Here is a 15,490-nt window from a genome sequence, read left to right as displayed (position 1 = left end):
GCCTGATGCTCGACACCATCCGTCAGATCGAAACGCCCGAAGGCGTGTTTTTGCGGCTACCGGCAGCAGGTGCCTTGCCGCGGGCGCAGGCGTGGATGATCGATTTCGCCGTGCGCGCCGCGGTGTTCTGGGCGGTGATGATTCCCCTGTCCATGTTCGGGCGAGCCGGCATGGGTATCGGTGCCCTGATCATGTTCGTGCTGACCTGGATCTATTCGGTCGTTTGCGAGGTGTGGTTCAACGGGCAGACGCTGGGCAAGCGCGCGATGTCGCTGCGCGTTGTGAGTGCCGATGGTGCACCGATCACGCTGGTGCCGTCGGTCGTGCGAAATCTGCTGCGCGTGGTGGACATGCTCCCGGGCGTGTATGGCGTGGGGCTGGCAAGTACCTTGATCGATCCGTATGCGCGCCGGCTCGGCGATGTGATTGCCGGCAGCATGGTCATTCATACCGCCGAGCTGCATGGCGGTACGCAGGTACCGGTCGTTCCCGCGGAGGTGCCTCCGGTCGGTTTGTCCAGCGAAGAGCAGGCGGCCATCGTCGACTTCGCCGAACGCTGCCCGCAACTGACGCCGCAGCGGCAGCGCGAACTGGCCGATCTGTTATCGCCCTTGACCGGGCAGATGGGCGACGCCGGCGTGCGGCGTCTGGTCGCCTATGCGAACTATCTATTGGGGCGGCCATGAAACAGGAACGTTTCGTCGCGCTGCACACGCATGAGTGGGATGAACTCGAGGCCTGGTTGCGGCAGGTGGAGACACGCCCCAACCCGACCATGCGCACGCCTCAGGCGGTATCGTTTCCGGGCACATACAGACGTCTATGCCACCACTTGGCACTCGCCCGTGCACGCGGCTACAGCCGGGAAGTCACCGAACGGCTGCAACGTATCGTCGATCGTGGCCATCGTCTGCTCTATCGGCCACCCGCACCACGCTGGCAGCGCGCGGCGACGTTCCTGGTCGCCGGTTTTCCGCGTCTGGTACGCAAGGAATGGCGTTGCATGGCATTGGCTGCCGCGTTGCTTTATCTGCCGGCGCTGTTCTGCCTAGTGCTGGTGATGATCAAACCGGAGTTCGCGCACAACGTCTTCGGCAGCAAAGAGTTGAACGAATTCGAGCAGATGTACGACCCGAGCAACAAGCATATCGGTCGCAGCAGCGGTACCGATCTGGGCATGTTCGGCTACTACATCATGAACAATGTCAGCATCGCGTTTCGCACGTTCGCGTCCGGCCTGGTCTTCGGTATTGGCGCCGTCTATGTGCTGGCGATGAATGGTGTGATCCTGGGCGCCTTGGCCGGGCACCTGGACAATATCGGTTACGGCGCGCCGTTCTGGCGCTTCGTCGTCGCGCACTCCTCGTTCGAACTGACCGCGATCATGATCGCCGGCGGCGCCGGGTTACGGCTGGGGCTGACCTTGCTGGCGCCGGGCCGGCAGCGGCGCGGGCCGGCCATGGTGGCGGCCGGCTGGGTCGGTGCGCAGCTGGCCCTGGGCGCGTTTGCGATGCTGGTGGTTGCCGCCTTTATCGAAGCCTTCTGGTCGTCGGTCGCATCGTTCCCCGACTGGTTGAAATACGGTAGCGCTGCCTTGCTGTGGGCCTTGGTCGTGTTCTGGTTGTGGCGTGGCGGGGCGAGGGCCGACGATGGAACTTGAGCGGATCGGTGTCGTCCTGCGTCCACGCACGTCGCGCGAAGCGGTCGACCTCGGCGTGGCGATGCTGCGCGAGCATGCCGTTGCGGTGTGGTCGGCGTGGTTCGCTCTTACGCTGCCGATCGCAGTGATCTGTATCGCACTGGGCTCCCTGGTCGGATTGCCCTGGCTGGGTCTGCTGTTGTTGTGGTGGATGCTGCCCTTGTTCGACCGTTTGCCGGTGTTCGTGCTGTCGCGTGCGGTATTCGACCGCGCGCCGGGTTGGCGCGAAACCCTGCGCAGTCAGCGGAAAATGCCCTGGGGCGGTACCTTCGCATCGTTGAGCTGGCGTCGCTTCGATACCCACCGCGCCTTGCGCCTGCCGCTGGAGTTGCTCGAAGGCCTTACCGGCAAGCAGCGTGGGCCGCGCTGGCGCGTATTGCGGCGAAATATCAGCGGCTCGGCCGCAATGCTCACCTACGGCTGCCTGCTATTGGAACTGGTGCTGTTCTTCAGCGTGTTTCTGTTGATCGCGCTGTTCGTGCCGCACGAGCTGGTTTCCGATCCGTTCGGTGGCCTGTTTCGTCACAACCCGCAGGATTCGTCGGAAAGCTTGTCGATCTTCGTGTCGATCGTCGGCTACTTCGCCATGAGCGTGATCGAGCCGTGGTATATCGCGTCGGGTTTCGGGCTTTACCTGACGCGGCGCACCCAACTCGAGGCCTGGGACATCGATCTCGCGTTTCGCCGCATGCGTCACCGGCTGATGAATGCCGGGCGCGCATTGGTGCTGGTGCTTGCCTGCTTGATCTTTCCGCAGCTATCGCATGCGGCCGACGAGAAAAAGGCGGCGCAACCGCAGCAAAGTGTACAGCTCGACAAGGTGTTCGATCCGCTGAAACAGGGCGGCGACAGCGCGTTCGGTCGGGCCGCGTCGCAGGCCTATGAAGACAAGCGCTTCGGACGGCCGATCAAGAAACTCGAATGGGTGCCGCGCCAGCTCTTCGATGAGTCCAAGCCCGAGAAAGTGAATATTGAGCCGCCCGGTGTCGGCAACCTCTTTGCCGGCGGCATAAATATCCTGCTGTGGTCGCTGTTGGCGGCGGTCGTCATCGTGCTGATTGTGTTTGCGATACGGCACCTGCGCCTGCGCGCCCCAGTCATCGGCAAGCCGAGCGAGAAGCTGCATACCAGCATCACGGAATTGCCTGCCGAAGCACCGCTTCCGGACGATCTGGCCGGCGCGACGCGCATGCTGTGGCGCAGTGGAAAGCGGCGCGAAGCGCTGGCCCTGCTGTATCGCGGTTGCGTCGAACAGGTTGCCGCCGCGTCCCATAACGACGTACCCGACGACGCCACCGAGGCCGAGTGCCTGCGGCGTGCACGTGCACTGCATAATGAAGAGCACCGTCAGCGTGCCGTGGCCATCGTGCGTACCTGGCAATACGCCGCTTACGCCGATCGTTTTCCCAGCGAGCATGAAATCGATGCGTTGCTGACCGGCTGGCCGGCGCAGACAGGACGGGTGGCATGAACCGCGTAACGGTCTCCATCGTGCTTGTGGTGTTGACCTTGATCGGTCTTGGCACGTTGGGATTCTTCCATGCGTACGAGCGCAAGGAAGTCGAAACCTACGAGCCCGCCCATGGCGAGGCGCGCTATAACCGTTTCTTCGCGCTACAACGCACGCTCGAGCAATTGCATGTGCCGGTGAAGTCGGTCACGTCGTTGAATCCGGTGCAGGTCCCTCTGAAACCTGGAGACACATTGGTTCTCGGTGCCGGGCTCACCCGCATCGATAACGCCGATGCCGAACGCCTCGCCGACTGGGTAAGCGATGGCGGCAACCTGATCCTGGAGCCGGGTTCGGCCGAGATCGCCACGCACACACCGTTGTTCGATCATCTGAAGCTGATCCAGTCCAAAAGTGTGGGCTTCAGCTGCACCAAGGTCGTCACCGGCGAGGGCAAGAGCGATAGCTTCGATCTTTGCGGCACGCGGCTGCAGCCGAGCAGTCACGAGGACATTGACGCATCGATCGGCAATGCCAAGACGGGATATGTGTTCCTGCGCTTCCAGGTCGAAGACGGTACCGTGAGCCTGCTGGGCAGTCTCGGCGCCCTGAGCAATGAAGGGCTGCGCGGTCAGGCGCAACAGCGCTTCGTGCGGCGCCTGCTCGATCCGGGTTTTGGTGAGGGACGTGTCTATCTGATCTATGCGCTGGACGGTCCGTCGTTCTGGGTGAAACTGCTGACGCAAGGATGGCCGGCGCTGCTCGCATCGAGCCTGTTGCTTCTCGCCTGGGCGGCAGCGCGAGGCGAGCGCCTGGGGCCGATGATCCCCATGCCTCCAATACAACGACGTGCCTTGCTGGAACATATCCAGGCGGCCGGCGAATTCCTGTTTCGTCGCGATAGCGGCTATACCTTGCACAGCATGGCCTGCCGCACGGTGCTGGCGCGCGTGCGCCGCATGGATCCGATTTGCGTCACGCTCGAAGGCGACGTGCTTTACGAGCGCCTTGCCGAACGTTACCGCCTTGATCCCGCGCTGCTGGCGCGGGCCTTCCAGACACCCGCGAACGCCATGGCGTTTCGCGACAGCCTTGCCATCCTGGCGCGACTCAGGAGCCGCCCATGACCACCGATACCGCCCCCATCGTCGACAGCGAATCGACCCTTCCGCCGTTGCCGCTCAGTGAGCTGGCCGCACGCACGGTCGCCTTGCGCGAACAGGTCGCACGCGCCTTCATCGGCCAGAGCGACGTGTTCGACCAGGTGCTGCTGGCGTTGCTGGCCGCCGGTCACGTCTTGATCGAGGGCGTTCCCGGCCTTGGCAAGACGCTGCTGGTGCGAGCCTTGTCCGCGTCGGTCAGTTGCACGTTCGGACGCATCCAGTTTACGCCCGACCTGATGCCGACCGATGTCACCGGTCACGCCGTCTACGATCCGAAGGCCGAGCGTTTCCAGATTCGTCGCGGCCCGGTATTCGCCAACATGTTGCTTGCCGACGAGATCAATCGTGCACCGGCAAAGACACAGGCGGCCCTGCTCGAATCGATGCAGGAAGGCCAGGTCACCATCGAAGGTCGTCGCTTCCCGTTGCCCGCGCCTTTCATGGTGGTGGCAACGCAGAATCCGATCGAGCAGGAGGGGACCTATCCGCTGCCCGAAGCGCAATTGGATCGTTTCCTGATCAAGGTGGTGATCGGCTACCCGTCGCTCGACGATGAAAAACGCATGGTCGAGGAAGTGTTGAGCGGGCGCATTGCCGCGGGCCTGGATGTGTCGCGTGTCGAGCCGGTACTGGCTTTGAATGAACTGCAGGCGTTGCAACAAGGCGTAGCGTCACTGCATGTCGATCCGGCGGTGGTCGACTATGCCGTGCGCATTACGCGCGCGACGCGCGAATGGCCGGGTGTCATCGGCGGCGCCGGTCCACGCGGCGCTCTTGCCCTGGTACGCCTGGCACGTGCGCAGGCGGTGCTGGATGGCCGCGATTTCGTCACGCCCGACGATGTGCGCGCCGTCGCGCTGCCGGCGTTGCGTCACCGTTTGATGCTGGCGCCCGAGGCTTTGATCGAGCGGCAACGAGCCGACGATGTGTTGAAGGCCTTGTTGCACAAGGTGGCTGCGCCGCGCCAATGATGCGACCGGGGCTGACGCTGTTGGGACTTCTGTTCGGCTGGACCGCTGTCGGCGTTCTGGCCAGCGTCGGCTGGGTCCCGTTGTCGTGGTGGCTGGCATTGGGCGCGCTGCTGGTGCTGTTGGCGGCGATCGACGGTTGGCGCCTTTATCGCGAACCCAGTCCGCGGATCGTGCGCGAACTGCCGCCGGTGGTGCCTCTGGTCAGCGAGTGGAAAGTCGGTCTGCATGTGCGCGCTGCTGCCAGGCGTGCCCAGACGTTTGATCTGCATGACCTGCACCCGGGCGAGTGGCCGGTGCGCGGTATGCCGCGTCGACTGAGTGTTGCGCCCGGTCGCGAAGTGACGCTCGATTACGCCGTATCGCCGAGCGGTCGCGGACAGTTCCGTTTTGCCGGTTGTCATGTGCGACTGCGTTCGCCCTGGCGTTTATGGACACACCGGCGTATCGCAGGCGACGAGGCAAGCTTGCGCGTCTATCCCAATTTCGCACCGCTCGCGGAAATGGCGGGTTTGAGCGTCGAGGTGGCTTCACGTAGCGTCGGTGCGCGTTTGCAGCGGCGCCGCGGCGATGGCACGGAATTTCAGGAGTTGCGTGACTACCGCATCGGCGACAGCCTGCGCAAGATCGACTGGAAAGCCACGGCACGCATCGGTCGACCGATTTCCCGCGAGTACCGCGACGAGCGCAATCAGCAAGTGGTGCTGTTGCTCGATGGTGGCCGGCGCATGCTGGCGCAGGACGATCGTCTATCGCATTTCGATCACGTGCTGAATGCGTCGCTCGCCTTGGCCTATATCGCACTACGCCAGGGCGATGCGGTGGGCATGCTGGCATGCAGTGGCGAGGACATGCGCTGGTTGCCGCCACAACAGGGCAGCGGTGGCATGGATATGCTGCTTGGCGCCGGTTACGACTTACAGGCGAAGCCGGTGGCGACCGACTACGTCAGTGCGGCCAGCACGTTGCAGTTGCATCAACGCCGGCGTGCTTTTGTTGTGTTGATCACCAATGTGCGTGATGAAGACGACGAAGAGTTGCGTATGGCTGTGTCGATGTTGTCGCGTCGACATCTTGTGTTGGTGGTGAGTCTGCGTGAGTTGGCGCTCGACCAGGCTGCTGGGGAGATTGGCGAGAGTGTCGAGTCGGCGGTGCGCAGTGCATCGGCGATGAGCTATCTGGCTGAGCGTGAGGCGATGCATAAGAAGTTGCGGCGGGAAGGGGTGGCGGTGTTGGATGTGACCTGTAATGAGTTGTCTGGGCGGTTGATTGAGCGGTATTTGGCTGCCAAGCGGGATGGGCGTCTTTAGGAAGTTTCACAACATTTCTCTCATCGCTACCTATCCCTCTCGTCATTCCGGCGTAGGCCGGAATCCAGTGGCTTGGCGGCCTCGTTCTTGCCTGAGTGTTCGGGCGACCTGGCCGCTTACGCAGCGGGCGTTTCGAACGCCTGCCGGCGTCCGAGTCACTTTCTCTTTGCTGGCCCACGCTTGCGCGTAGCGCATGCGAACGGCGAAGCCGGCCCGGAGGGCGGAGGACCTTTAGGTCCGGAGTAAAGAGAAAGTAACCAAAGAGGAAATGGCCTTTAGAGCCAAGGCTCTGAGCAGCATTGAGAGATAAAACCGTTCGTGCCGTCTACTCGAACCGATAGGGGACACTTCTGGCGCTTCTGAGGTGCGCCGGATTTGTGCGCGAGGCGTCATCGCCCTGAGGACTTAAAGCCCCCCTCACCCTACCCCTCTCCCCCGGCGAAGCTAGGGGAGAGGGGACTGACTGAGGGGGCCTCAGTGTTTCTTTGCTTTGCGCACCTTGCTCCCTCTCCCCTGGCTTCGCCGGGGGAGAGGGTTGGGGTGAGGGGGCTGGGTGCTTGCGGTGATATCTCCGACAGAGCAGCGTTGCTCTTAGCAGGCGTGACCTGGCTTGAACTCATTCGTCCTCGTGATGCGGCTTCCACGACTCAGTGAGCTGCTTCTGCACAGGTGGCGGCACTGGCTCGTAGTGACTCAGGTCCAGACTGTAGCGTCCTCGTCCGCCCGTCATGGCTTTCAGCTCGGTGGGATAATCGATCAACTCAGCCAGCGGTGCCTGCGCCTTGATGACCAACTCGTCTCCACGCAGTGCATCGGTACCCATGATGCGCGCCCGCTTGCCAGCGAGACCGCCGGTCACGTCGCCGACGTTGGCCTGGGGGATCGATACTTCGACGTCGACGATCGGCTCCAGCACGATCGGGCGTGCCTTGCCTACGGCGTCGAGAAAGGCTTTTTTGCCGGCGCTGATGAAAGCCACTTCTTTCGAGTCGACCGGATGATATTTGCCGTCGTACACGGTGACTCGTAGGTCTTGTAGCGGATAGCCGGCAATCGCGCCGTGCTCCATGGCCTGACGCACACCTTTCTCGATGGCGGGCAGGAATTGCCCCGGGATCACGCCGCCTTTTACCGCGTCGACGAATTCGAAGCCGCGGCCTCGTTCGAGCGGCTCCACGCGCAGGAATACCTCGCCGAACTGACCGGCGCCGCCGGTCTGTTTCTTGTGCCGATGATGACCTTCCGCCTGCGCGGCGATCGTTTCGCGATAGGCGATGCGCGGCGGGTGCGTGGCGACTTCGACACCGTAGCGGTCTTTCATCCGATCGAGCGTGATGCGTAGATGCAGGTCGGAAAGCCCGAGCACGACGGTTTCGTTGAGTTCCTTGTGATGCTCGGTATGCAGGCAGGGATCTTCTTCGGACAGGCGAAGCAGCGCCTGCGATAGTTTCTGTTCCTGGCCCTTGTGCTTGGGCTCCAACGCCAGGCCGTACATGGGTTGTGGAAAGGCCAGCGGTGCGAGCCGGATGCGGTCCTCGTCATGCGAGTCATGCAGCACAGCATCGAAGTGAATCTCCTCCACCTTGGCGACTGCCGCGATGTCGCCGGGGATTGCTACGTCGATTTCCTCATGCCCCTTGCCGCGCAATCGAAACAAATGGCCGACCTTGAACGGCTTGCGTCCATCGTCGACCAGTAGCTGCGTGTCGCGGCGGATCGTGCCTTGCCACACACGGAAAATCCCCAGCTTGCCGACGAATGGATCGTTGATGATCTTGAATACATCGGCCACGACGTGCCGATTCGGATCGGTCGCGATCTCGATCGGTTTGCCGTCGTCGCCGAGGAAGGGCGGGGGATTGCCCTCGAACGGGTTGGGCAGCAGGCGTTGCATGATGTCGAGCAGCTCGGCCACGCCCGCGCCGTTGCGCGACGAGACGAAGCAGATCGGTACCAGGTGCCCTTCGCGCAGGCATTGTTCGAAGGCGTCGTGCAGTTGCTCGGGCGTCAATGCGTCTTCACCCGCATCGAGATAGGCGCCCATGGTCGCCTCGTTGATCTCGACTACCTGGTCCAGGATCTGCTGATGCGCCTGGGCCAGCGAAGAGAAATCGGTGCTGCCCTTGCGATGGAAAAAACAATCGAGCACCTGTTTGCCGCCAAGGGCGGGCAGGTTGATCGGCAGGCATTCGCTGCCGAATTCCTCGCGCAACGCATTGACCAGCGCCTCCAGTCGCGCACCGTCGAAATCGATCTTGTTGACGATCAACATGCGGGCAAGGCCGCGTACGCGTGCATGCTCCATCATGCGGCGTGTGCCGTGCTCGATGCCGTTGACGGCATTGACGACGACGGCGACGGTTTCGACGGCGGCGAAGGCAGAGAGCGTGCCGCCGCGAAAGTCCGCGTAGCCGGCAGTGTCGATCAGGTTGATGTGACAGCCGTTACGGTCGATCGATGCAATGCAGCTGTCGATGGAATGGCCGCGCGCTTTTTCCTGTGCGTCGGTATCCGATTGGGTGGTTCCGCGTTCGATCGATCCTTGTGCCTGAATTACGCCACCGGCGTGCAGCAAGGCTTCGAACAGCGTGGTCTTGCCCGAGCCGGCATGGCCGGTGAGCGCTATGTTGCGGATGTTTTCCGTGTTGTACGACACGACGTCCCTCCTCTGGCAGAGGCGACGCATGCGTAACGGCCGGCATGAGCGGCACCGCACGCGCCGCGTTGCGGCTGACGGGGCCGTCATGGTCGTCCACCGTGTCGGACGCGGGGGCGGTCATGGCGGGGTACGGTGCCTGGCACCGTTCGCTTAGACTTGAGCGGTTGGGGGCCTAGGTCAAGCTGCATTGCGGCGTAGGGGAACCGATTGAAGCGTTGTCGGTCTGTGTGAAATCGGCGTTCACACTTCGCCGTTGCCGCGCCACTTACCAAGCAAAGCACTCAGGGCTGTCCCATCGAATCATCGCCGCAGGTCGAACACCACCGCTGGATAGAAGACGAGCGTTCTCGCGGGCTGGCACCGTTGGATGCCTCCAGCCGCGAACTGCTGCGCCAGATGCGCTGGCGCGAGCCTGTGCGCGATCGTCGAGGCTTGTGGTGGGCGTTGGCAGTGGTGCTCCTGCTGCATCTGATCTTTGCGGCCTTTACCTGGCATGAGTTGCAGGTGCGTACGTCGCGCCAGGTACAGCGGGTTGTCGTCGATGATGCCTTGCAGGTACGGCTGATTCCGGTCACGCATCCGCCGGCCTTGCCTGATCTGCCTGTACCACCGGCGTTACAGTCGCCGCCCCAGACAGCAATGCCTCGTGTCGTACGCCCGACACCGGTGCGTGAGCCGCCGGCGAAAAATGCGATGACGGTCAGTATGCCGACGCCACCAGCCCCGGCGCCAGAGTCAGCACCCAAGCCGACGGTGGCGCTTTTCGATAAGAACGGTCAGCCCATCCTCGCGCCCGCCGTGGCCAGTACCGCGCCCGCACCCGAGTACGTGCAACGCAGGCCCGAAGGCGATACCCAGGTGATGGAGCACAACAACCCGGTCAAGGTGCAGAACACGCATTTCGACAAATACTTCCCGCCGGCTAACGAGTCGCTGGGTGGGACTGCCGTGCGCAATGTGGTGGAGAAGGTCACCAAGCCACACGATGTGCGTCTGCCGGGAGGTATCCATCTCAAATGCACCTTCCTGACCGGTTGCCAGGATCCGCCGCCCAAGCCATCGGCCAAGGGCGGCGACGAACGCCTGAGCATGGCGCCGGCCAGCCCGCTGGCCGATGTACCCGATGCGCCCAAGCCACCCAGCGAAAGCGAGTGCATCGCCATTTATCGCGCCGGCAAGGCCTTGCCGCAGGGCTGCCCGATCGATACGCCCACGCGCTCCGTCGATGCGGAACTGCGAGAACGCACGCCGCATGCGCCGGAAGACGACAGACAGAAGTGATCGAAGCGTCCGGCCCGGTACACTAACCGGATGTCCGCGACGCCCCCTGACAAAAATTCCAGTCTTGCCCGTATTGCGCTGCCTTCACCGCGTGAGGCAGCCGAGGGTGCGTCCGTCTATCGGCGTCGGCGGCAGGAAAAACCAAGTCAACGCTGGCTGCGGATTGCGGCCCTGTTTGGCGCGCTGTTCGTGCATCTGGCTTTTATGGTCGGCGTGATCCTGGGGCCGGCGTACGATCCGATCGAGCCGCAGGAATCGGACAACAATGCGCTGCAGGTACGCCTGATCCCCAAACAGGAGCCCGAGCCGCCTCCGCCGCCCCCTCCGCCGGTGCGCGGTACGCCGCCGAAGGAAATCGGTCCACCGCACAAAGGCAGGCCGGGCACCAAGCTCATCGACAAGCGCTCAAGCGTTGCGTCGGCAAGCGCAAACGCCGAGCCCAGGCCGGTGCCCGTACCGGCACTGGAGACGCCGAGCATTGCCGCCGACAAGCCCAGTGCGCCCAAGCCGCAGGTCGTGGCCGCGCCCTTGCCACCGGTGACCTTGCCCAAGCCCGCACCGACGCCGGTACTGCAGCCGATCAAGGTCGACACGCCGCCACCGCAGGTGTCGCTGGAAACGCCACCCACTGCGCCACCGGTGCCGCCCAAGTTTCAGCCCGAACCGGTGCGCAAGGCGCAGGCGGAAGGCAATCAGCCCTTGCTGACGCCACCCTCGGTTGCCATGCCCGAAGTACCACCCCAATCGGCACCGGCGGTGACGCCCCCTTCGATCGCGGTGGAGAACGCGGTCGCCAAACCGGTGCCACCGAGCATCAGCCAAGTAGAGCGCGCGCAAACGCCGGCCGCGCCGCCGGTGCCCGAGATGGCGGATATCCCGCTGCCTGCGCAGCCGGCGCCGACCGTGAACCTGCAAGCGTCTGACAGCACCAGCAAGCCGGTCACCGTGGCGCGGGAACAACCGCAGGTGCAGTCGCCGTCCATTCGCGTGGCCGAGGCGGAGCTCGAAGCAGTTCCGTTACCGGATCAGGCCAAACCAAGCCTGGAGCGACCGCAGGCACCCCCGATGCAGACACCGACCAAGGCCGTCGCTATCGACAAGCCCGCGGTGGAGCGTCCGCAAATCAGCCTGGCACCGACACCCGCAGAAGCGCCGGCAAAGAGCGAAGCGCCCAGCAGCGCGGCCGATCAGAAAGCGGCGGAGAGTTCGAAGGCGGCCACCTCGCCGACGACGCAGGCAAGCACGTCCGAGTCATCCCGCGGCAACGATGTCAGTACCGCACCCAATGCCACGCCGCAGGGCAGCGATGCGGCATCGCCGGGGCAGGCTGCTGCGGAAAGCGCATCGTCGCCGAGCAACGGCAAGCGCGGACTGAATCTCAATCTTCCCGTGCATGGCAACGGCAATAACCAGGGCGCCTTCAGCAGTGAAGGGAAGGGACAGGGCACGCCCGGCAGTCCCGGCAACAGCAACGAAGGCGTGATCGGTCATTACATCCAGTTGAAGCCGCATGGCGACACCAACGTCATGTCGCATGGCACACCGAACCTCGGTTACCAGTCCACGCGCTTCGACAAGGACTGGACACCTGAAGGCGAAAGCTCGATCGACACCGCTTTGCGCCATGCGGTGGAAAAAACTACCGTCCGCCACACGTTCCACCTGGCGCCGGGTGTGCGCGTGGAATGCGTGGTCATGCCACTGTTCCCGATGTCGCTGTTTGGCTGCGGTAGCGGCGACCCGCCGCCCAAGCCGGTCGACGACAAGGTGTACGAAAGGATGAAGCTCGCACCCGCCAACCCGCTGGTGCCGCCCAAGCCCGCCGCAAGCACGGCTGCACCGGCAGCGCCCGTGCGCCTGGATAACGGCGTCGATTGCGCCAACGCACGTGTGGCCGGCGGACCGATCCCGCCGGGTTGCCTCAATGACAAGCTGACGCCGGTGGAACCCGGCAAGCCGAAACCGGCACCCAGCGCATCGAGCTGGGTGACGCCCAGTGATCAGTTTCATTGAGGCGCCCCATAAAAAAAGCCGGCTATGCCGGCTTTTTTTATTCCCCATTCCCCGCGTTCAAAGCATCCGCAGCAGTTCCTTCATTAGCGGCAACCGCCTGACGCGCACCGCACTGACGCGGAACACTGCGTTGGCCAGTGCCGGCGCGGCAGTGGGCATCGCCAGGAAACTGGCGCCCGTCGGCGGACGGTCTTCGCCCGGGACGATGATGGTTTCGATGTTGTCGGGCAACTGCGCCATGCTGGCCAGTGCGTACTCTTTGAAGTTGCGCTGCTGAATCTGGCCGTCCTTGTACGTGATGGCCTGATTGAGTGCCGTCGACAAGGCATCGTTGGTAGCGCCGATAATCTGACCCTCAAGGCCCATCGGATTGATCACGCGGCCGACGTCGACGGCGCAGACCACGCGTTCGATATTGAGCTTCTGGCCTTGCAACGAGGCCTCGACGGCATGCGCGACATAAGCGCCGTTGACGTACCAGCTGGCAATGCCAAGGCCGTTGAAGGTGCGCAGCCAGCGCGACCAGTCGATGCGATCGGCGACCAGCTTGAGTACGTTGATCAGTCGACCGGTATCGAGCGTGCCGCCGCCTTGCAGCGGAATCTCACGCGGCTCGCCTAGCAGACGCAGGCGGGTATCGAGCGGATTTTCCTTGAGCATGTGCGCCATTTCGTCGACGAAACTCTCGACGGCGAACGCGTTGCTCAATTGCGGCATGCCGCGTGCAGGGCCACGCGGTATCGACGAGGTCAGGCCATACCAGTCGGAACGATAGTTCGGCACGAGTCCTGCGGGCAGCTGGTTCGGATCGACTTCGGACGTCCACAGGCGCTGGTCCTGCGCACCGCGGCCAACGAGTGCCGAGGCCGAAGCAACGCGCTGGTTCCAGGTCAGGATGCCCCGCTTGTGATCGAGCGCCGCGCTGATCTTTGTCACGCTGGCGGAGCGGTAGTAGTCGTGGGTGAGATCGTCATCGCGTGTCCAGAACAGGCGCACCGGCTTCTTGACGGCCTTGGCCAACATCACCGCTTCGGCAACGTAGTCGTGATCCAGTCGGCGACCATAACCGCCGCCGATGCGAGGTACCTGGATCTCGATCTGCTCGGGTTTGAACCCGGTCAGTCGCTGCACTACCGCCCATGCGCGTTGCGGCGCCTGGGTCGGCACGATGAGCGTGGCGTGATCGTTGTCGATGCGCGCCATGCAGTTCATCGGTTCGGCGGTGGCGTGCGCCAGCCAGGGCTGCACATAGACCGCTTCGAGGCGACGGGCGGCCTTCTTGTTTGCTGCGACGACGTCGCCGTCATCGCGCACGCGCGCTGTGGGTTCCTGATCCTTGTTGTTGATCAGGTCGGTGGCTTGTTGCTCAAGCGCGGCGCTGTTTTCGCCCTGGCTGGTGCCGGGTTTCCAGCTGACCTTGAGCTTGGCGCGCGCCTGCAGCGCGAGCCAGGTGCTTTCCGCAACCACCGCGACGGCAGGCGCGTACACCGTTGCACCTAGAGGTTGATTGGCTTCGGGCTTCAGTGCGATGACATCGACGACGCCCTTGATCGCCTTGGCTTCGGTGGCATCGAAGCTGTCCAGCGTGCCGTCGGGCCAGGGGCAGCGAAGCAACACGGCAACCAGCGCATCGCTGCGATTTTGATCGATGGCGAACTGCGCCTGGCCGGTGACCATGGCGTAAGCATCCACGTCGCCGGCGGGTTGACCGATCAGTCGATAGAGATTGGGTGCCTTGGTCGGTACGGCCTGCTGTGGCGGTGCGATTTTCGCGGCGGCCTGCGCGAGGCTGCCGAAACCGAGTCGACGACCATCCGGCGAGACGACCTGGCCGTTATCGGTATGCAGGCGCTCAGCCGGTAGGCCCCACTGGCGAGCCGCGGCTTGCAGCAGCAGCCAGCGTGCGAGCGCGCCGGCTTGGCGCAGATCGTTCCATGCAGCGGGAATCGAGTCGCCGGTGCCGCCTATCTGGCGGCCATAGGTCCAGCGCGGCTGATCGCTGCTGTTTTCCACACCCAGGCCCAGCCCGATGACGGTGACCTGGGTCCAGTCCGCATCGAGCTCTTCGGCGATGATGCGCGGCAATGCCGTAGCGACGCCGGTGCCGGTATCCGGATCGCGTGCGCCGATCAGGACCTTGCCATCGGCATCGATGCGCACATAGACGCCCAGGCCGTACAGCGTGTCGCCCAGCATCGATAGCGGGAAAGGCGCATCGGCTGCCTCGACCAGGGGAATGCCGACGATCAGCGCGCCGGCCGTGCCGGCCAGCACCTTGAGAAAGCGGCGACGCGACTGTCCGTCGTTCGCGAGGGAGTGTTTGTCGCTCATTATTTGGTTCCGCCGATCACGCCCGCGGCGCGCTTGATCGCGCGGCGTACACGTGTCTGGCAGCCGCAGCGGCACAGATTGGGCAACTGGTCGATATCGTCGTCGGATGGGTTGCGCTTGCGATCGAGCAGATCCTTGCCGGCCATCAGCCAGCCCGGCGTGCAATAACCGCAGCCGATCGCGTCTTCGTCGATGAAGGCCTGCTGCAACGGATGCAGCTTGCCGGTGGCGTCGGCCAGGCCCTCGACGGTGACGACCTTGGGGACTTTTTCCGTCTTGCCTTCCTTGCCGCCATGCAGGTCTTCGAGGGTGACAGCGGTGGCCGGGGTCAGTTTGCCATTGACCAGCACTAGATCCGCCCCGTTGCCGCTGCCGTGCTCGCCGGCATATTTGGTGCCGGTCAGCTGCAGCACGTCGCGCAGATACCATAGCAACGGCATCTTCGGGTCGCCGGTATGGCGAAAACGCTCACCGTTGATGTCCAGGTCGATACCCTCGCGGACTTTTTCCGGCGTGATACTGCCGCTGGGTAAAGGGGGGGCGCCCTGGGCTTGTACCGGTACCGCCATTGCCAAACTCTCCTCGCCGAATCCGCCTATTTTGGCATCGATAGCCG

Annotated in this window: 11 protein-coding genes; 8 read left to right on the top strand and 3 right to left on the bottom strand. The window is 63.6% G+C overall.

Going from position 1 to position 15,490, the window contains the following annotated elements; translation table 11 throughout:
• Positions 1-5 precede the first annotated feature (5 nt).
• Genes QMG46_RS22620 through QMG46_RS22595 form a run of 6 tightly spaced genes read left to right on the top strand, consistent with a single transcriptional unit; the run spans position 6 to position 6,590 of the window.
• Positions 6-686: an RDD family protein gene (locus tag QMG46_RS22620; RefSeq protein ID WP_281850160.1), complete on the top strand. Its 681-nt coding sequence runs from the start codon at positions 6-8 to the stop codon at positions 684-686.
• On the top strand, positions 683-1,660 hold the full coding sequence (locus QMG46_RS22615; RefSeq protein ID WP_281850159.1) for a stage II sporulation protein M: 978 nt from the start codon (positions 683-685) through the stop codon (positions 1,658-1,660). Before QMG46_RS22620 ends, QMG46_RS22615 begins: the two co-directional genes overlap by 4 nt.
• A complete protein-coding gene (locus QMG46_RS22610; protein ID WP_281850158.1) occupies positions 1,650-3,170 on the top strand; it encodes a DUF4129 domain-containing protein in 1,521 nt (506 codons plus the stop codon). Before QMG46_RS22615 ends, QMG46_RS22610 begins: the two co-directional genes overlap by 11 nt.
• Positions 3,167-4,276, top strand: coding sequence for a DUF4350 domain-containing protein (locus QMG46_RS22605; RefSeq protein WP_281850157.1), 1,110 nt, complete (start codon positions 3,167-3,169; stop codon positions 4,274-4,276). Before QMG46_RS22610 ends, QMG46_RS22605 begins: the two co-directional genes overlap by 4 nt.
• Positions 4,273-5,283, top strand: a complete 1,011-nt coding sequence (locus QMG46_RS22600; protein WP_281850156.1) for an AAA family ATPase — start codon at positions 4,273-4,275, stop codon at positions 5,281-5,283. The genes QMG46_RS22605 and QMG46_RS22600 overlap by 4 nt, the downstream gene beginning before the upstream one ends.
• Positions 5,283-6,590: a DUF58 domain-containing protein gene (locus QMG46_RS22595; RefSeq protein WP_281852954.1), complete on the top strand. Its 1,308-nt coding sequence runs from the start codon at positions 5,283-5,285 to the stop codon at positions 6,588-6,590. The genes QMG46_RS22600 and QMG46_RS22595 overlap by 1 nt, the downstream gene beginning before the upstream one ends.
• Positions 6,591-7,206: 616 nt before the next feature.
• On the opposite strand, the gene fusA is transcribed toward QMG46_RS22595, so the two are convergent.
• Positions 7,207-9,246 carry an elongation factor G gene (fusA, locus tag QMG46_RS22590; protein ID WP_281850154.1) on the bottom strand — a complete coding sequence of 680 codons (2,040 nt, stop codon included), beginning with the start codon at positions 9,244-9,246 and terminating at the stop codon, positions 7,207-7,209.
• A 366-nt stretch (positions 9,247-9,612) separates the two neighbouring features.
• On the opposite strand from fusA, the gene QMG46_RS22585 reads away from it, so the two are divergent.
• Both QMG46_RS22585 and QMG46_RS22580 read left to right on the top strand, forming a co-directional pair.
• Complete coding sequence (locus QMG46_RS22585) at positions 9,613-10,530, top strand: hypothetical protein (RefSeq protein WP_281850153.1); 918 nt, start codon at positions 9,613-9,615, stop codon at positions 10,528-10,530.
• A 30-nt stretch (positions 10,531-10,560) separates the two neighbouring features.
• Positions 10,561-12,543 carry a hypothetical protein gene (locus QMG46_RS22580; RefSeq protein WP_281850152.1) on the top strand — a complete coding sequence of 661 codons (1,983 nt, stop codon included), beginning with the start codon at positions 10,561-10,563 and terminating at the stop codon, positions 12,541-12,543.
• Between the two features lie 57 nt (positions 12,544-12,600).
• Here the strand turns inward: QMG46_RS22580 and QMG46_RS22575 are convergent, their stop codons facing one another.
• Together QMG46_RS22575 and QMG46_RS22570 are read right to left on the bottom strand one after the other, a co-directional pair.
• Complete coding sequence (locus QMG46_RS22575) at positions 12,601-14,874, bottom strand: xanthine dehydrogenase family protein molybdopterin-binding subunit (protein WP_281850151.1); 2,274 nt, start codon at positions 14,872-14,874, stop codon at positions 12,601-12,603.
• Positions 14,874-15,443 (bottom strand): (2Fe-2S)-binding protein, encoded by a 570-nt coding sequence (locus QMG46_RS22570; RefSeq protein WP_281850150.1) that lies wholly within the window; start codon positions 15,441-15,443, stop codon positions 14,874-14,876. The genes QMG46_RS22575 and QMG46_RS22570 overlap by 1 nt, the downstream gene beginning before the upstream one ends.
• Positions 15,444-15,490: the final 47 nt, after the last annotated feature.

Origin of the sequence: Dyella sp. GSA-30, from assembly GCF_027924605.1 — a bacterium.
In the GTDB taxonomy this organism is placed as follows: Bacteria; Pseudomonadota; Gammaproteobacteria; order Xanthomonadales; family Rhodanobacteraceae; genus GSA-30.
Note: the sequence above shows the minus strand (reverse complement) of the source record. Positions and strands in the feature narration are given on the sequence as shown.

Bases quoted from the DNA above. Each gene is read 5' to 3' on its own strand.
- QMG46_RS22620 (WP_281850160.1), top strand. From the start codon at position 6: ATGCTCGACACCATCCGTCAGATCGAAACGCCCGAAGGCGTGTTTTTG.
- QMG46_RS22615 (WP_281850159.1), top strand. From the start codon at position 683: ATGAAACAGGAACGTTTCGTCGCGCTGCACACGCATGAGTGGGATGAA.
- QMG46_RS22610 (WP_281850158.1), top strand. From the start codon at position 1,650: ATGGAACTTGAGCGGATCGGTGTCGTCCTGCGTCCACGCACGTCGCGC.
- QMG46_RS22605 (WP_281850157.1), top strand. From the start codon at position 3,167: ATGAACCGCGTAACGGTCTCCATCGTGCTTGTGGTGTTGACCTTGATC.
- QMG46_RS22600 (WP_281850156.1), top strand. From the start codon at position 4,273: ATGACCACCGATACCGCCCCCATCGTCGACAGCGAATCGACCCTTCCG.
- QMG46_RS22595 (WP_281852954.1), top strand. From the start codon at position 5,283: ATGCGACCGGGGCTGACGCTGTTGGGACTTCTGTTCGGCTGGACCGCT.
- QMG46_RS22580 (WP_281850152.1), top strand. From the start codon at position 10,561: ATGTCCGCGACGCCCCCTGACAAAAATTCCAGTCTTGCCCGTATTGCG.
- QMG46_RS22575 (WP_281850151.1), bottom strand. From the start codon at position 14,874: ATGAGCGACAAACACTCCCTCGCGAACGACGGACAGTCGCGTCGCCGC.
- QMG46_RS22570 (WP_281850150.1), bottom strand. From the start codon at position 15,443: ATGGCGGTACCGGTACAAGCCCAGGGCGCCCCCCCTTTACCCAGCGGC.